The organism is Streptomyces sp. NPDC002092, from assembly GCF_053593775.1.
In genome coordinates, this window is the sequence record NZ_JBSFDG010000018.1 from 72,326 (window position 1) to 89,557 (window position 17,232).

At 71.1% G+C, this 17,232-nt stretch carries 10 protein-coding genes and 1 pseudogene; 6 read left to right on the plus strand and 5 right to left on the minus strand.

Annotation, left to right across the window (positions count from 1 at the left end; genetic code table 11):
* Positions 1 to 10: 10 nt before the first annotated feature.
* Positions 11 to 364, minus strand: a pseudogene (locus tag ACWCRD_RS34880) (MFS transporter); the annotation flags it as partial.
* Positions 365 to 618: 254 nt separating this feature from the next.
* On the opposite strand from ACWCRD_RS34880, the gene sigJ reads away from it, so the two are divergent.
* Together sigJ and qcrB are read left to right on the plus strand one after the other, a co-directional pair.
* Complete coding sequence (gene sigJ / locus ACWCRD_RS34885) at positions 619 to 1,545, plus strand: RNA polymerase sigma factor SigJ (protein WP_450969728.1); 927 nt, start codon at positions 619 to 621, stop codon at positions 1,543 to 1,545.
* Positions 1,542 to 3,041: a cytochrome bc1 complex cytochrome b subunit gene (gene qcrB, locus ACWCRD_RS34890; RefSeq protein WP_450969729.1), complete on the plus strand. Its 1,500-nt coding sequence runs from the start codon at positions 1,542 to 1,544 to the stop codon at positions 3,039 to 3,041. Before sigJ ends, qcrB begins: the two co-directional genes overlap by 4 nt.
* A 6-nt stretch (positions 3,042 to 3,047) precedes the next feature.
* Here the strand turns inward: qcrB and ACWCRD_RS34895 are convergent, their stop codons facing one another.
* Together ACWCRD_RS34895 and ACWCRD_RS34900 are read right to left on the minus strand one after the other, a co-directional pair.
* On the minus strand, positions 3,048 to 5,291 hold the full coding sequence (locus tag ACWCRD_RS34895; RefSeq protein ID WP_450969730.1) for a glycoside hydrolase family 9 protein: 2,244 nt from the start codon (positions 5,289 to 5,291) through the stop codon (positions 3,048 to 3,050).
* A gap of 156 nt (positions 5,292 to 5,447) precedes the next feature.
* Positions 5,448 to 8,543 (minus strand): glycoside hydrolase family 2 TIM barrel-domain containing protein, encoded by a 3,096-nt coding sequence (locus ACWCRD_RS34900; RefSeq protein WP_450969731.1) that lies wholly within the window; start codon positions 8,541 to 8,543, stop codon positions 5,448 to 5,450.
* Positions 8,544 to 8,799: 256 nt separating this feature from the next.
* On the opposite strand from ACWCRD_RS34900, the gene ACWCRD_RS34905 reads away from it, so the two are divergent.
* A complete protein-coding gene (locus ACWCRD_RS34905) occupies positions 8,800 to 11,172 on the plus strand; it encodes a SpoIIE family protein phosphatase (protein ID WP_450969732.1) in 2,373 nt (790 codons plus the stop codon).
* A 95-nt stretch (positions 11,173 to 11,267) separates the two neighbouring features.
* Here the strand turns inward: ACWCRD_RS34905 and ACWCRD_RS34910 are convergent, their stop codons facing one another.
* Positions 11,268 to 11,837 (minus strand): RNA polymerase sigma factor, encoded by a 570-nt coding sequence (locus ACWCRD_RS34910; RefSeq protein WP_450969733.1) that lies wholly within the window; start codon positions 11,835 to 11,837, stop codon positions 11,268 to 11,270.
* A gap of 19 nt (positions 11,838 to 11,856) precedes the next feature.
* Here ACWCRD_RS34910 and ACWCRD_RS34915 point away from each other — a divergent pair, with 19 nt between their 5' ends.
* The 3 genes from ACWCRD_RS34915 (at position 11,857) to ACWCRD_RS34925 (ending at position 15,368) form a co-directional block, all read left to right on the plus strand.
* The gene (locus tag ACWCRD_RS34915; RefSeq protein ID WP_450969734.1) at positions 11,857 to 13,221 is read left to right on the plus strand and encodes a serine/threonine-protein kinase; all 1,365 of its coding nucleotides are present in this window, start codon (positions 11,857 to 11,859) and stop codon (positions 13,219 to 13,221) included.
* Positions 13,222 to 13,348: 127 nt separating this feature from the next.
* Complete coding sequence (locus tag ACWCRD_RS34920) at positions 13,349 to 14,032, plus strand: DUF4232 domain-containing protein (RefSeq protein WP_450969735.1); 684 nt, start codon at positions 13,349 to 13,351, stop codon at positions 14,030 to 14,032.
* Positions 14,033 to 14,114: 82 nt separating this feature from the next.
* The gene (locus ACWCRD_RS34925) at positions 14,115 to 15,368 is read left to right on the plus strand and encodes an SLC13 family permease (RefSeq protein WP_450969826.1); all 1,254 of its coding nucleotides are present in this window, start codon (positions 14,115 to 14,117) and stop codon (positions 15,366 to 15,368) included.
* A 9-nt stretch (positions 15,369 to 15,377) separates the two neighbouring features.
* Here ACWCRD_RS34925 and ACWCRD_RS34930 read toward each other — a convergent pair whose 3' ends face one another.
* Positions 15,378 to 17,225, minus strand: a complete 1,848-nt coding sequence (locus ACWCRD_RS34930; RefSeq protein WP_450969736.1) for a ricin-type beta-trefoil lectin domain protein — start codon at positions 17,223 to 17,225, stop codon at positions 15,378 to 15,380.
* Between the last annotated feature and the right edge of the window lie 7 nt (positions 17,226 to 17,232).

Consider the following 17,232-nt stretch of genomic DNA (forward strand, 5'->3'; position numbering starts at 1 on the left):
CCGCGCCCCAGATGCCCATTGCCGCTCCGCGCCTGTCGGCCGGAAACACCTCGGCGATGATCGACAGGGTCTGCGGCATCAGCAGCGCCGCGCCCAGCCCCTGGACCGCCCGGAACGCGATGAGCTGGGCGGGGTCCCGGGCGAGGCCGCAGGCGAGGCTCGCCAGGGTGAACAGGGCGACCCCGGCGGCGAACAGGTTGCGTTTGCCGCGCAGATCGCCGAGGCGTCCGCCGGTGATCAGCACAACGGCCAGCGCCAGGGTGTAGGCGTTGACGACCCACAGGATCTCGTCCAGGGACGCGTTCAGATCCTCGCCCAGCTGCGGGATCGCGATGTTCACGATCGTCAGGTCGAGCAGCGTCATGAAGAACCCGAGGGAGAGGGTGATCAGGATCGCCCACGGGTTGCCGTGCCATTTCTTGAACACGATGTCGGTCTCCTTGCGGTCGGACCCGAGTGGGTCCCGTGTCGGACTCGCGTTCAAGAGGGCGGGACGGCGGACGGGTGTGACACGCTGCCCATTTGCTGAGACATAGGTCACATTGCGACCGCTCCATGTCACATTCGGCCCCCTCCCGGCCCTCGAAGTAGTGAGCGCCGCACCGGGGAGGCCCACACATGACGCACAGCACCGGAAGTCCGGTCGCCGACGAGGCGACCGACGTCTTCATGAACCATCGGGAGCTGTTGTTCAGCCTCGTCTACAACATGCTGGGCAGCGTCGCCGACACCGAGGACGTGCTGCAGGAGACCTGGCTGGCGTGGTCGGGCCGGGGCGTCGGCGGGATCACCAACCCGCGCGCCTATCTGGTCCGGATCGCCGTCAACCAGGCCTTGCAGCGGCAGGCCGTGATCGCCCGCCGCCGCGAGACGTATGTCGGCCCGTGGCTGCCCGAGCCGCTGGTCGCCGACGACGCGGGCGCCGACGACCCGGTGCTGCGGGGCGAGTCGGTGTCCCTGGCGATGCTGGTCGTCCTGGAGGCGCTGACCCCGCTGGAACGCGCGGTGTTCGTCCTGGGCGAGGTGTTCGGCTACGCCCACACCGAGATCGCCGACATCATCGACCGCAGCCCGGCGGCCGTACGGCAGCTCGCGCATCGCGCCCGGGACCATGTGCTCGCGCGCCGGCCGCGCTACCGGGCGCACCCCCGCGTCCGGCAGGAGGCGACCGAGCGGTTCGTGCGGGCAGCGCTGGGCGGGGACCTCGCCGAGCTGATGGAGATCCTGGCGCCGGACGTCACGGTGTGGACGGACGGCGGCGGCAACCGCAGGCCGGCGGGGCTGCGCCCGGTGCACGGCCGGGACAAGGCGGTCCGCCTGATCACCTCGTACGCGGCGCGGCGCGGCCCCCAGCAGCTCGACCTGCGCTACCGCCGGGTCAACGGCGACGACGCCGCGGTGCTTTTCCAGGGCGACTCGCCGTACGCCGTGATGGTCATGGACCTCACGCCCGAGGGCGACCGGGTGAACGGCGTCTACATCGTCACCAACCCCGACAAGCTCACGCACGTGCACAAGGACGACGACGAGGAGGAGGACGAGTGACCGCCACCGAGACAGCGGGCCGGGGCGAGCGCGTCGCCGACTGGCTCGACGGACGCCTCGGCATCCACTCGCTGGGCAGGAAGTACCTGCGCAAGGTGTTCCCCGACCACTGGTCGTTCCTGCTCGGCGAGATCTGTCTGTACAGCTTCGTCGTGCTGGTCCTGACCGGCGTGTATCTCACCCTGTTCTTCCACCCGTCGATGAACGAGGTGACGTACCACGGCAGTTACGTCCCGCTCAACGGCGTGCGGATGTCCGAGGCGTACGCCTCCACGCTGCACATCAGCTTCGACGTGCGCGGCGGGCTGCTGATCCGGCAGCTGCACCACTGGGCGGCGCTGGTCTTCGTCGCCGGGATGCTGACGCACATGATGAGGCACTTCTTCACGGGGTCGTTCCGCAAGCCCCGTGAGATCAACTGGCTGTTCGGCTGGCTGCTGCTGTTCCTCGGCCTGTTCGAGGGCCTGTTCGGCTACTCGCTGCCGGACGACCTGCTGTCGGGAACGGGCCTGCGCTTCGTCAACGGCGCCCTGCTGTCGATGCCGGTCGTCGGAACGTATCTGTCGATGTTCCTGTTCGGCGGCGAGTTCCCCGGCCATGACATCGTGGCCCGCTTCTACTCGCTGCACATCCTGCTGATCCCCGGCGTCATGGCGGCGCTCGTCGTGGCCCACCTCATCCTGGTCGTGTACCACAAGCACACCCAGTTCGCGGGGCCGGGACGGACCGAACGCAACGTCGTCGGCACGCCGTTCATGCCCGTGTACCTGGCGAAGGCGGGCGGCTTCTTCTTCCTGGTCTTCGGCGCGCTGACGACGGTCGCGGCGGTGGCGACGATCAACCCGGTCTGGGTGTACGGCCCCTTCCGCCCCGACCAGGTCTCCACGGGCGCCCAGCCCGACTGGTATCTGGGCTTCGCGGAGGGGCTGGTCCGGGTGATGCCGGGCTGGGAGATCACCCTGTGGGGCCACACCCTTGTCCTCGGCGTACTGATACCGGTCGTGGTCTTCCCGCTGCTCCTCGTCTTCATCGGGATCTACCCGTTCCTGGAGGCACGGGCGACCGGCGACAAACGCGAGCACCACCTGCTGGACCGCCCGCGCAACCGCCCGGTCCGCACGGCGATCGGCGCCGCCTGGATCAGCCTCTATCTGATCCTGCTGGCGGGTGGCGGCAACGACATCGTGGCCACCCGTCTCCATCTGTCGATCAATACGGTCACCTGGACGGTCCGCGTCGCGGTGTTCGTCCTCCCTGCAGTCGTCTTCGTCGTCACCCGGCGCGTCTGTCTGGGTCTGCAACTACGGGACGCGGAGCTGGTGTTGCACGGCCGGGAGACCGGTGTGATCAAGCGGCTGCCGCACGGCGAGTACGTCGAGGTGCACCAGCCGCTCGATCAGGCCGAGTTGCACACCCTCACCGCCCACCGGCGGCAGGGCGAACTCGTGGAACACGAGCCGCGGCCCGAACTCGCGGAGCGCGAGCCGCGGCCCTGACGTGTCTCAGCCCTGGTCCGCCACGAACGACGCCATCCGGGCCAGGGCCGCGTTCCAGTTGATGGCCGTCTCGTTGGTCGACCATGACTGGATGTCGTCGATGTAGCAGAACTGACCGACACAGCCCTGGAGTTTGCTCTGTGCGTAGGGATCCTGGATGGACGAGTTCGGCCCGCCCGCCAGGGTTCCGTGCGGCGGGTTCGGGAGCTTCGGGTCGAGCTCGTGGGCGTACCAACGGCTGTGCTGGTTGTGGGAGTTGACCTCGCCGTAGCCGGTGACGTACGAGATGTTCAGCGCGTTGCGGCCCAGGATGTAGTCCATGGTCTGAACCGCGCCGTCCCGGTACTTCGAGGCTCCGGTGATGTCGTACGCCGTCGCCAGGACCACCCCGTTGTTGAGGATCTGGTGGCTGGAGCCCCAGTCGTAGACGTTGTTGTCAGGTGCGTAGGGCATGCCGTACGGCTGTGACTTCAGGGTGGCCAGGTAGCGCTCGGCGCCCTTGACGACGGACTGGCGGATCTTGTCCCGGCCCGGCAGTTTGCTGGGCACGGTCGCCAGGTCCAGGCGGCCCGCCGCGGCCGTCCTGCCCCAGTCGAAGCCGAGCGGGCCGAAGATGTCGGCGGTGTTCACCGGCGAGTTGCGCACGTAGTCCGCGAACTCCTTCTCGCCGGTGGTGAGATAAAGCTCCGCCGCCGCCCAGTAGAACTCGTCCGTCGCGTTGCTGTCGTCGTAGGTGCCGCCTCCGGTGCCGTCACTGGCGGAGGCGTACATGGCCGGGTGAGCGAGCGCCGCCGACCAGGCCTTGCGGGCCGCGGTGAGGGCCTTGGCCGCGAAGGCGCGGTCGTAGGGGCGGTAGAGGCGGGCTGCCTGGGCGGCCGTCGCCGCCAGGTTGAGGGTCGCCTGGGTGGACGGTGGGTGCAGTTCGCGCTTCTGCGGGTCGTCACTGGGCAGCAGGGGCAGGCCGGTCCACTGTGCGTCGTGGATCTTGTGATGGGCCATGCCGGCCAGCGGCTGCCCGTCGGGCACCTGCATCTTCAGCAGGAACTCCAGCTCCCAGCGGGCCTCGTCGAGGATGTCGGGCACCTTGTTCGCGCTCTCCGGGATGGCGAGGGTGCCGTCCCGCAGCCTCTCCGGCTCCCCCGTGCGGGCCAGCTTTTCGCGTTCATAGGTGCTCAGCAGCTCCCAGGTGGCGATACCGCCGTTGACGACGTACTTGCCGTGGTCGCCGGCGTCGTACCAGCCGCCGGTGACGTCGAGCGAGTAGTCGCACACGCCCGGCTGGCAGGGAACGTGTGAATCGCCTTGGTTCGGCGCCACGTCGAGGTGCCCGGCGGCCCGGCCGTACCCCGGACGCAGATCGTCGCGGATCGCTGTGCCGCTGCGCTGCGTGTAGTAGTACTTCACCGAGTCCAGGCGCAGTTGCTCGTAGGCGCCGGTGCCGATGTCGAACGGGCGGCTGGTCTCCCCGTCGGCCACCAGCGTGAAGCCCTTGCCCTGCCTGCGGTAGTCCCCGAAGTCGATCGAGTGGACGTTCTGCCCGGAGGAGACGTCGACCCCGCGCGGCACGGTCCAGCCGTGGTCGACCGTCGCACCGCCGGCGTCCTTCAGCTGCCAGGGCAGTTTCGCGGTGGCGTCGGTGACCAGGGTGGCGTTCTTGGGACCGGAGGGCAGATAGCCGACCTGGTTGACGCGGACCCGCGGTCCCGTGTCCGGCTGGTACACCTCGGGCGGGACGCCGCCGAGCAGCGATATGTCGTCCATGCAGAACCGCCAGGCGTCGGCACTGCCCCCGGCCTGGAAGGCGACCTGGCCCTGGGTGGTGTCGACGGGTGAGGTGAAGGTGTACGAGTAGGTGTTGCCGGAGACGCTCAGCTGCGGGCTCACCTCGAAGTAGGTGTCGTAGGGCGCCACTTGGAGCCCCACGACCGCCCGCACCACGTGCGCTTCGGGCGAACCGGTCGCTTTGAAGCTGAACTTGTACGACTCTCCCTTCTTCAGGGTCACGTCGTTCTGGCCGACGGCGGCGTCCCAGCGGTTGGTGGTGCCGCCCGGCACATCCGCGCAGAGCTGTCCGCCGGACACGCCTGCGGTGACGTTGGTGGTGGCCCACCAGGGGTCGATGGTGGTGTCGAAGGTGCCGTTCTTGAGCTGCTCGACCGGGTCGGCGGCGGCCGGAGGGGCCGGCACCCCGGTCAGCGCCGTCCCCAACAGGGCCGTCAGGGTCAGCAGAACGGTTCTGCGTCGTTGCACGTCTGGGCTCCTCGGGCTGAGGTACGGGTGACGCTCGCCGGACCCAACAGGGTGGGAGCGCTCCCAGATGCGGACGCAGCTCATGTTTGTTCGTGCCATGACACCCCGTCAACGGTCCGGACGGGACTGGTTTCCCGCCCGGACCACATCGGCTGCTCAGCCGCCCGGCGCCTCCAGCTTGCTGATCCGCACGGCCCCGAGGACTTCGCCCGGGTGAGCGCTGGTCAGCGTGAGCCGCAGGCGGGAGCCGCGCGCCGCATCGAAGGTGAGGACCGTGGGCGCGTCCGAGGCGGTGGCCCAGTCGACCGCAGCCCCGGTGACGGGCACATACCGGCTCCCGTCCCACACGGCCGCCTCCACCTTCGCGGGCAGGCTGTGCGTCGCGTCAACGGTGAAGGAGACCTCCACCCGGTCGAAGGTCCGGGCCCGCCCGTAGTCCACCGAGACCCAGTCCTTTTCCCGTGCGCCGTTGAAGGCGGGCAGCAGGGCCGTGGCCGACTTGCTGAAGGCATTGGACCAGCCGGTGGCCGTGTCGCCGTCGAGCATCGCGGCGGGGAGGGTGTCCGGACGGCCGGAGTAACTGGCGTCCGCATAGGGGTATTTCGGCGGCGCGGGGTGCTCCGGCCCGAAGGCGGCCGCCGGGGTGGTGGCGGCCGACCGGGCGGGTGTGGTGCGTGCGGTTGCCGTTCCTGCCCGCAGTCCCTCCGCGCGTGCGGTCACCTTCAGGGTGCCGGCCTTGGTGCCGGCGCGCACGATCGCAAGGGCCTTGCCGTGGAAGGCTGTACGGGTGGTGGCCTGGTAGCGCTCGGCGCTCTCCTCCCGGCCGTTGTCGAGCCCGGCGAGTGATCCGCCCGTCACGTCGAAGGTGATCAGATGCTCGGCGTCGGGCACCACCACCCCACGGGCGTCGACGACGTCCGCGGTCACGAACGCCAGCGAACGCCCGTCCGCGGCAAGGGACTTGCGGTCCACCGTGAGCCGTACGGCATGCGGTTCGCCCGCTGTGCGCAGCACGTCGGTGGCAACGACCTTGCCGTCCCTGCGGGCCACCGCCTTCAACTCGCCCGGCTGGAACGGCACTTTCCAGGTCAGGTGCAGCTTGCCGGCGCTGCCGTTCGGGCTGGTGTAACTGCCGGGGTAGGGGCCGGCGGTGAAGGTCTTGTCGTCGCCGGTCGCCTCCGTGGTCTCCAGATACGTACGGCCGTCCGTGGTCCTCTTGGTGTCGAAGGTGCGCGTACCGAGGGACTTTCCGTTGAGGTACAGCTCGACGGTGTCGGCGTTGGAGTACGCCCACACCTCGACCGTGTCGCCCTGCTCGTGGTTCCAGCTCATGGGCAGCAGATGGACCATGGGCTCGCTGATCCACTGGCTCTGGAACAGGTAGTACATGTCCTTGGGGAAGCCGGCCGTGTCGACCGCGCCGAAGAAGGACGCCTTGACCGGGAAGACGTCGTACGGCGTCGGCTCGCCGATGTAGTCGATACCGGACCACAGGAACTGCCCGGCGAACCACTTGCGGTCCCGGTCCTTCTTGTGGCCGTACTCGCCGCTCATGGTCCAGGAGGCGAGGTTGTTGTCGTAGGAGGAGACCTCGCGCCTGCCGGGCGTGTGGTTCTCGCCGGTGTTGAGGTGCTCGGGCTCCTGGTAGGAGCCGCGGGTCGAGGTCTCCGACGAGGACTCCGACTCGAAGAGGAACAGCTTGGGGTACTTGGCGTGCAGGGCGTCGACCGACTTGGCGGTGTTGTAGTTGAGTCCGAGGCCGTCGAGCTTGGCGAGCATGAGGTCGGCCGCGGAGCCGGTGGCCGGCACACCGTGGTACTTGTTCGAGCCGATGACCACCGGCCGGGTGTCGTCCGCCGCCTTGATGGCACCGATGATCCGGTCCGCCATGGCCAGTCCGGCGGTGGAGGTGGAGTCGGGTATCTCGTTGCCGATGGACCAGAGCACCACGGCGGGCGAGTTGCGGGCCGCGAGGACCATCTCGGTGGCGTCCTTCTCGCACCACTCGTCGAAGAACCGGCCGTAGTCGTACTTCGTCTTGCCGGTCCGCCAGCAGTCGAAGGCCTCGACCATCATCACGATGCCCAGTTCCTCGCAGACCTGGATCATCTGCGGCGAGGGCGGGTTGTGCGAGGTGCGGAAGGCGTTGACGCCCATCGACTTCATGATGGTCATCTGCCGGCGCACGGCGTCGATGCTGATCGCGGCGCCGAGGGCACCCTGGTCGTGGTGCAGGTCGACGCCCTTGATCTTGGTGTGGGTGCCGTTGAGGGAGAAGCCCTCGTCGGGGTCGAAGCGGTAGGTGCGGATGCCGAAGTCGGTGCGGTAGGTGTCGACGGTCCTGCCGCCGACGCGCAGTTCGGTCTCCAGGGTGTAGCGGTGCGGGGCCTCGATGTCCCACAACTGGGGCTGGGGGACGGTGAGTTCGTGGGTCTGGGCCGTCTTGTCGGTGACCGCGACCGTGGTGGCGGCGCGGGCCGCCGTACGGCCGTCGGGGTCCTTGACGGTCGAGCGGATCTCGACCTGGCTCGCGGCGCCGGACTCGTTCACCACCGAGGTCCGTACGCGTACGACGGCCCGCTCCGCCGTGATGTCCGGCGTGGTGACGTAGGTGCCCCAGCGCTCCACGTGCACCGGCTCGGTGACGACCAGGCGGGCCTCGCGGTAGATGCCGCTGCCCGAGTACCAGCGGCTGCTGGGGAGCTGGTTCTGCACCTTGACGGCGAGCACGTTCTCGCTGGTGCCGTCGGTGTGCAGCAGGTCGGTCAGATCGAAGGCGAAGCCGGTGTAGCCGTAGGGGTGCCGGCCGGCCTGGGTGCCGTTGCAGTAGACGTAGGAGTCCATGTAGACGCCGTCGAACTCCACCGAGATCCGCTTGCCGGCGAAGGCGGGCGGCAGGGTGAAGGCCAGGCGGTACCAGCCGAGGCCACCGGGGAAGAACCCGGTGCCGCTGGTGGTGCCGTGCTCGGTGGTCGGGGTCTGCTCGATGCTCCAGTCGTGCGGCACCGCCACCTCGCGCCAGCCCGAGTCGTCGTAGCCGGGGTCGGCGGCCCGTGCGTAGGCGCCGGTCGGATCGGTGATCCCGTCCGGGTTGGCCAGCGCGAAACGCCAGCCGTCGCGCAGGGCGACGGTGCGGCGGCCGGAACCGCCCGCGGCGGCCTCGGCGGCCCGGGCCACCGGGGTGGCAAGAAGCGCTCCGGCGGCCGGCGCGGCGGCGGAGGCGAGCAGAACCGATCTCCGAGTGACTGTCATGGCGGCTCCCCCTCATCAGGGCCCAGAAGTACTCACAACTGATCGTGAACAAACAGATTCTGACGCGACGCCACACACGGCCGTCAAGGGGCCGGGGACGCTCTTCTGCCCCACGCGTCACAACGGCCGGAATTGCCCCTTGACCGGGCCGCCGCGCGCCCATGGGGGTTCCCGTCCGTGCGGCTCGGCGACGGACTAGGCTGGAACTCAAGTGACCCGGCGGTTCACTGTGAGTGTTCGCGATGGAGTGGCGACGATGAGCCCGGAGTATCCGTTCGACGAGACCGCGACGGCGCGGGCTGTCATCGATGAATCCGGCACGCTCGTCGAGTGGAACGCGGGGGCGGAGCGCCTGCTGGGCTGGCCGGTCAACGAGGTCGTGGGCCGTCCGGGCCGGAACCTGCTGATCGACAGGGATGTCCTCGCGCCCGCCGCGGCCCGCTGGGACGGCACCGTCGCACTGCGCCACCGCGACGGCCACGAGGTGTCCGTCTGGTTGCTCGCCCACCATCGTCCGTCGCGCAACGACACACCCGGCCGGTGGCTCCTCTTCAGCCCACTGGACGGCGACGCCCCGCACTCCCCCGACGACCCGCTGGCCCTGGCGGCGCTCACCCAGTCGCCCTGCGCGGTCGCCGTGTACGACGAGCGGCTGCGGCTGAGAAGGGTCAACGACGCCATGGTCGACGTGATCGGCCTGCCCGAGGAGCGCATGCGGGGGCTTCGACTGCCGGAGATCGGCGGCAAGCCGCAGAGCGAGGAGCTCGAGGCGCACATGGTGCAGGTGCTCACCACCGGGCGCCCGCTGGACGTCCAGACGTACATGCGCACCGGCGGCGAGGATCGCGCACACGCCTGGCTGGCGCGGATGGCGCCGGTCACGGACGCCGAGGGACGGGTGCGGGGAGTGTGCCTGGCCGCGCACGACTTCACCGACAACTACCTCGCCCGGGAGCGGCTTCAGCTGGTCAACGAGGCGAGCGTGCGCATCGGATCCACGCTCGACGTCACCTGTACGACGCAGGAGCTGGTGGACGTTCTCGTGCCCGCCCTGGCCGACCTGGTCAGCGTCGACCTGCTGGACCTCCAGGAGCACGGCGGCGAGCCCCCGCTCAGGCTGACCGCCCCGATCGGACTGCGCCGCGCCGCACACCTCTCGGTCAATCCCGGCACGCCCGAGGCCGTCCTCCAGCCCGGGCAGCTGGAGCACTACCCCGCGGGCTCACCCCAGGCCGACTCGCTGATCGCGGGCCGTACGATCGTCGCGTCCGTCTCCTCGGGCGACCTCGACCAGTGGCTCAGCTGGCACAAGGCACGCGCCGAGCGGGTCAAGGAGTACGGCATCCACTCCACGATGTCCGTGCCGATCCAGGCCCGCGGGCTGACCCTCGGTGTCGCGGTCCTCACCCGGTTCCGGCGGCCGGACCCCTTCTCCGCGGACGACGTCCTGCTGGCCGAGGAGATCACCACGCGGGCCGCCGTCTGCATCGACAACGCCCGCCGCTTCTCCCGCGAACGGGAGACCGCCCTCGCCCTGCAGCGCAGCCTGCTGCCCCGCTCGCTGCCGCGCACGGCCGCGGTGGATGCCGCCTCGCGCTATCTGCCCGCGGCACGGGCGGGTGTGGGCGGTGACTGGTTCGACGTGATCCCGCTGTCGGGGATGCGGGTCGCCATGGTCGTCGGGGACGTCGTCGGGCACGGCATCCAGGCCTCGGCCACCATGGGCCGGCTGCGCACCGCCGTGCGCACCCTCGCCGACATAGACCTCGCTCCCGACGAGCTGCTCACCCATCTGGACGATCTTGTCGTCCGGCTGTCCGCGGACGCCGGCAACGACGGCAGCCCCGGCGAGGTCGGCGCCACCTGCCTGTACGCGGTCTACGATCCGGTGTCGCGGCGCTGCACTCTGGCCCGGGCCGGGCATCCGCCGCCGGTCGTGGTCCCGCCGGGCGGCGTTCCGCAGCAGGTGGAGCTCCCGGCGGGGCCGCCGCTGGGCCTGGGCGGGCTGCCGTTCGAGTCGGCCGAGCTGGAGCTGCGTGAGGGCAGTGTGCTGTCGTTCTACACGGACGGGTTGATCGAGACCCGGGATCGGGACGTCGACGCCAGCCACCGGATGCTGTGCGACGCGCTGGAGACGTACTCCGACTCGCTGGACGAGACCTGCGACCGGGTGCTGCACGCCCTGCTGCCGTCGGGTGGCGCCCTGGACGACGTGGCCCTGCTGCTGGCCCGCACCCGCGGGCTGCCGTCCTCGCAGGTGGCGACCTGGCACATCCCCGCCGACCCGGCACTGGTGGCGCCGATCCGCAAGCAGGTCGTCGAGCAGCTGGACGGCTGGGGGCTGCAGGAGGCGGCGTTCACCGCCGAGCTGGTGGTGAGCGAGCTCGTCACGAACGCGATCCGGTACGGCGCGCACCCCATCCGGCTGCGGCTGATCCACGACGAGGCCACACTGATCTGCGAGGTGTCGGACACCAGCCACACGGCTCCGCATCTGCGGCGCGCGAAGACGTGGGACGAGGGTGGGCGGGGGCTGCTGCTGGTGGCTCAGCTCACGCAGCGGTGGGGGAGCCGGCACACGGCCGACGGGAAGACCATTTGGGCGGAGATCGGGCTGCTCGACGAATAGCGCTCCGCGGGAAGGGGCGCGATAGGTCGTCGTTCAAGTGCGCGCCCGTCGTGGCTGGTCGCGCAGTTCCCCGCGCCCCTTTGGGGCGCTCCTGATCAGGGCGCTTCCAGCAGCCAAGGTCTTATTTGTTTGCGGGCCTCGTGGAGACGGGACTTGAAGGTGCCCAGGGGGATGCCTGTGCGCTCGGCTGCCTCGGCGTAGTCGAGCCGGCAGATGTCTCGGTAGACCAGGGGGTCGACGAGCTGGGGGTGCTCGCGCTCCAGGCGGTCCAGGGCCTCCAGCAGGTCGAGGCGGGAGCCGGCGATGACGCTGGTCGTGCGGGGGTCGGTGAGCCGGCCCGCGTCGATGGGGGCCGGTTGTTCGGCCGAGCGGCGCTTGAGTTCGCGGTACTTCTGGCGGCAGCAGTTGGCGACGACCGTGTAGAGCCAGGTGCTGAAGCGGCTGCGGCCCTGGAAGGTGGAGATCTTCCGGGCGACCTGGAGCAGGACGTCCTGCGCGGCCTCCTCGGCGTCCTCGCGGCAGGGCAGGAAACGGCCGCAGCGCCGGACGACCTCGGGCCCTATCGCCCGGAGCAGCCCCTCCAGCGCCGCCGGGTCGCCCGCCGCTGCGCTGCGGGCCAGGTCCTCGGTGGGCGCGACCTGGGGCTCTCCTCGGGAACGATCCACGTCCAGGCATGATAGTCGTATGCATTCCGTCGAGCGGATCGGGCGCTACCGCCTCGAACGGCGCCTGGGCACGGGTGCGTTCGGCACGGTCTGGCTGGCCCATGACGACGAGCTCGACGCGCCGGTGGCGGTCAAGGTCCTCGCCGACAACTGGTCCCACCGGCTCGATGTGCGCGAGCGGTTCCTGGCCGAGGCGCGGATGCTGCGGCGGGCGGGTTCGGACCGGGTGGTGCAGGTCTACGACATCGGTGAACTGCCCGACGGCAGGCCGTACTTCGTGATGGAGTACGCCGACGGCGGCACCCTCGCCGATCTCCTGGCCGGCGGTTCGCTGCCGGTGGCGGAGGCGCTGCGGCTGACGGCGCTGGCCGCCCGTGGTGCGGCGGCGCTGCATGCGGCGGGGATCGTGCACCGGGACATCAAGCCGAGCAATGTGCTGCTGTGCTCCTCCCCCGACGGCGGGTCGCGGGTGCTGCTGGCCGACCTGGGGCTCGCCAAGAGTCTGGCGGAGGCGTCCGGGCTCACGCAGGCCGCCGGTTCGGCGGGATACCGGCCGCCCGAGCAGGCCGAAGCCGGCATCGGCATCGACGCCCGGGCCGATGTGTACAGCCTGGGCGCGGTCGCCTACCACCTGGTCACCGGCACCGTTCCGGGTGAGCCGGGCAGGGTCGTACGGCCCGACCGGCTGCGTCCGGATCTGGCTCCTGCGGTCCGGCGGGCCCTGATGCGGGCGCTGGCACCGGACCGCAGCCGCCGCTGGCCCGATGCCGAGGCCTTCGCACAGGAGCTGGAACGGCTCGCCGCCTCCGGTCACCGGCCCCGAAGACACCGGACGGCGCTCACCCTTACGGGTGCCGTGGCCGTGGTCGCGGCCGTCGGTGTGGCGCTGGCGCTGGTCGACCGGCAGGCCCCGGCCACCACGGATGTGCGGGTCTCGGACACGACCGGCCGGGTCATGGCCGAGGTTCCCCGCGGCTGGGACCGGCAGGTGCGCGACTCCGGATGGGATCCGCGGGCGCTCGGCCTGCCTTCGGGCCATGAGCCGGGGTTCGCCGTCGCGGACCGCCTGACCGCGTGGCAGGACCTGACGGCCGAGGTCAACGGCGTGCTGGTGGGCCTGAGCGAGCACGGCGACCTCACGGCCGCGGTGAACGCCCTCACCCACCCCGGCTGCCACTACGACGGCGCCCGCGCCTACACCGGCACCGTGTGGCACGGCAGGGTCCGCACCTGGGACGGCTGCCCGGGCGGCGGGTCGGTCACGGAGGCCGCGCTCGCCCCGGCGGCCGGCAGCGCGCAGACTCGGGTGTACGTACAGATCCGACAAAGTGGCCGAGCGGCGGCGACCGACCGCATCCTGGCCGCCGTACGCATCGGAAGCTGATGCGGAACACTCGGGCCGCGCGCGAACTTTTTCGCCCCGGCATGCATCGGACCTGCATGACGGGGCACGGAGCGCCGTACGTACACGCCACGACGTGTTCGAGGAATCACCGGGAGTGTTGAGGCACATGGCGAAGAAGTCCCCCTCCGTCCACCGGGCGGCCCTGCTCGCGAGTGCGGTCGCGGTGCTCGGTCTGCTGACGGCCTGCGGCAGCAGCGGCAACGGCGGCACGGCGAGCGCTCCGACGACGCTGCCCGGTACGGCCGCGCCCGCCACCGGCGGCCGCCACAGCACCGACCCGGCGAGCGCGTCCGCCTCCACGGCGAGCACCGCTCCCGGCACGGCCACCCTGACCGCGTCGGCGGCGCAGTCCACGCCGGCCGGCAGTACGGGAGGCCGTTGCCACACCTCGGAGCTGCGGGCGACCGTCGGGCAGAACGACCCCGGTGCCGGACAGGAGAACTTCCCGGTCGTCCTGACCAACGCCTCTTCCCGCACCTGCACGGTGCGCGGCTATCCGGGTGCCGCGTTCGTGGACGCGTCCGGCCGACAGCTGGGCCCGGACCCGAAGCGCTCCTCGGGCAGTCCCACGACGGTGACGCTGGCGCCGGGCAAGAGCGCCTGGGCCGGGCTGACCTTCTCCAACCCGGAGGTCAGCGGCGCCCATGCGGCCACCCCCGCCTCGCTGCTGGTGACGCCGCCCAACGAGCGGGACCATCTCACGGTGACGTGGAAGGGCGGCCCGGTCCCCGTCTCCGGCAACGCCTCCTCCGTGTTCCTGACGGTGCTCAGCCCGGGCACCGGTCCCTGAGCGGGCGGGGGCCCCGGCGGATCTCTTACTGTGACCTGTTTTCATTGAGGCTCCCGCCCTGATCCGCCTGAAGGACCCTGCCCTGAACACCGCGCTCGCCGAAATACTCTCCGCCGCCCTGCTCGTCGCGGTCCTCGCCTGGGCGGTACTGCGCCCGAAGGGCCTGCCGGAGGCCGTGCTGGCGGTCCCGGCCGCGGGGATCGTGATCGCCACCGGCGCGATCTCCCTGGACCACGCCCGGGCGGAGGCCGCAAGCCTCGGGCCCGTCGTCGGCTTCCTCGCCGCCGTGCTGGTGCTGGCCCACTTCTGTGACGTGGAGGGGCTGTTCCAGGCGTGCGGGGCGTGGATGGCCCGGCGGGCGGCCGGCTCTCCCGGGCGGCTGCTCGCGGCGGTCTTCGTGCTGGCGTCGGCGATCACGGCCGTGCTCAGCCTGGACGCCACGGTGGTGCTGCTGACTCCGGTGGTGCTCGCCACCGCCGCCCGGGCCGGCGTGCGGGCCAGACCGCATCTCTACGCGTGCGCCCACCTGTCCAACACGGCCTCGCTGCTGCTGCCCGTCTCCAATCTCACCAACCTGCTGGCCTTCGAGGCGAGCGGGCTGAGCTTCACCCGGTTCGCGGCGCTGATGGCGCTGCCGTGGCTGGTCGCGATCGGCGCCGAGTACCTGGTTCTCCGGCGGTTCTTCGACGAGGACCTGGCCGCGTCCGTGCACTCCCGCGAACCCGGTGAGACGCCCGCGCTGCCGCTGTTCGCGCTGGTCACCGTGGGGTGCACGCTGGGCGGATTCGTCGTGGCCTCCGCGGTCGGAGTCGACCCGGCCTGGGTGGCCGCGGCGGGCGCGCTGGTGCTGGCCGGCCGCGCGCTCGTACGGCGCAGGGCGACCCCGCTGTCGGTGGTGCGGGCCTCGTCCCCGGCGTTCCTGGCGTTCGTCCTCGCGCTCGGCATCGTGGTGCGGGCGGTGGTCGACAACGGGCTCGCCGACGCCCTCGGCCATGTGCTGCCCGGCGGCACGGGGCTGCTCGCGCTGCTCGGCATCGCCGCACTGGCCGCCGTACTGGCGAACCTGATCAACAATCTGCCCGCGGTGCTGGTCCTGCTGCCGCTGACCGCCGCCGGTGGGCCCGGCGCGGTGCTGGCGGTGCTGCTCGGGGTGAACATCGGCCCGAACCTGACGTACGCGGGATCGCTGGCGACGTTGCTGTGGCGGCGCATCGTGCAGCGGCACGGCCAGGAGGTGCAGCTCGGCGAGTTCACCCGGCTCGGTCTGCTCGCCACTCCGGCCGCGCTCGTCGCGGCCGTGGCGGCGCTGTGGCTGTCGCTGCAGGTGGCCGGCTGAGCCTGGCGGTCAGCGGTGGCCGCCACCGCCGTATCCGTAACCGTTGCCGTATCCGGAGCCCGAGCCGTAGCCGCCCCATCCGCAGTAGGACGGGTTGTAGTAGCAGTACGGATTCGTGGAGTGGGGGCTCGTCGGCGTCGGCCGCGCGGTCGTCGGAGCGGCCGACGGCGTGGGTGTGGGGCTCGGGGTCCTCGCGGCCTTGGGGGTGGCCTTCGGCGTCGGCGAGGGGCTGTTGTCGGCGTCCCAGTTGACCACCTGCATCTGCAGGTCGGCCTTGGACGTGTCGAACACCCAGCGCTGGGCGGTGCCGTCGTCGCGGGTCTTGACGACCAGGGCGCCCGAGCCGTCGGTGGCCGCGGGGGTCAGCGCCAGGTCCTGGTTCCAGCGCGGCACCAGGGTGCCCTGCAGGGTGAAGTCGTAGCGGATGTTCTTGGCACCCGGCTCGGAGGCGCCCGTGCACGGGGCGAGCTGCACCGAGTAGCCGAGGTGGGAGTCCAGGCACAGGGCGGGGTCCGTGGCACTGCGCAGACGGCCGTCGGTCTCGTACGTCCACTGCTGGACGGACGGCGAGGAGCAGTCGGCGAGTTCGGTCTCGGCTCCCTTGACGGTCTTCTTGCCGACGACGGCGACGCACAGCCCGGAGTCGGCGTTGTGCAGCTTGCCGCGCATGGTGCCCTGGGAGCCCGTGCCGGTGCGGGCCCAGGAGGGCCCCGCGGACGGTGTGCCCGTGCCGCTGCCGGGGGTCTCGGAGGGGTGGTCGCCGTCGGCCTTGGTGGTGCCGTCGCCGGAGCCGAGGACGGACCACAGGACCAGCGGGAGGACGACCAGTCCGCTGACCGTCAGGACGGCCACGGCGAGATTGCGGCGGCGGGCGGCGGCGTGCCGGGCGGCCTTGTGGGCGGCACGCCGGGCGGCGGAACGGCCACCGGGGCGGGGGGCGGTACCGGACTCGCGAGGAGACGGGGTGAAGGGCTCGCCGGGGATCGGCGGGAGGGGGGTCTCCGGGGGCAGGGCGCCGGACTCCTCGGTCAGCGAGGCCACCCGGGACTCCACATAGGCCCGCGCGCCCCAGCCGAGCACCGCCTCGGCCAGCGCGAGGCCGAGCCCCTCGTTGAACTGCGCCAGCTGGTCGGCGGTGTGGCGGCAGTGCCTGCAGCCGGCCAGGTGGGCGTTGAGGTCGGGGTCGATGTCGACTCCGCCGCGCCGGTAGGTCACGTCCAGCATCCGCAGATAGCGCCGGCACTCCTGCTCGGGGGCGAGTTCGCGATGGACCTGGAGGCACTCCTCACGCAGCCGTTCACGGGCCCGCTCCAGTTCGACGGCTGCGTCCTGCTCCTCGATGCCCAGCAGGCCGGCGGGTATCCCCAGCGCTTCCGCCTCGACCTCGACATGCCACAGCAGGCAGCGGGCCGACTGGGGCAGCCGCTGGAAGGCCCCGGACAGCAGGCGGCGGTCGGACGGCGGGAGCAGCCGGGCCGCGACGCGGTCTTCGCCCTCGGGGGACAGCTCCGGGTGGAGGTGTTCGCGCCGGTGGTCGTTGTCCCACTCCGCGGCGATCCGGCGGACGGTGACCAGGAGTTGGGGCCGCCAGGCGGAGGTCGGTCCGTTCTGCCGCAGGGTTTCACCGAAGAGCCGCGTGAATGCGGCGGTCGTGAGCATTCCCGCCGAAGCGGCACCGTCGGTGCACAGCCGGGCATAGGCGAACGCCGCTTCCCAGTGCCGGTCGAGAAGTTCGCCGACGGGCTGCAGCGCGGGTGTCGTCCCCGTCCACTTCTTCAGTTCTGCGCTCAGCTGTTCGTCCGTCACGAAGAACCGGCGGTCGGGCGTGGGGGAATTCGACAGGCCCGCGTCTTTCACGGCTGCA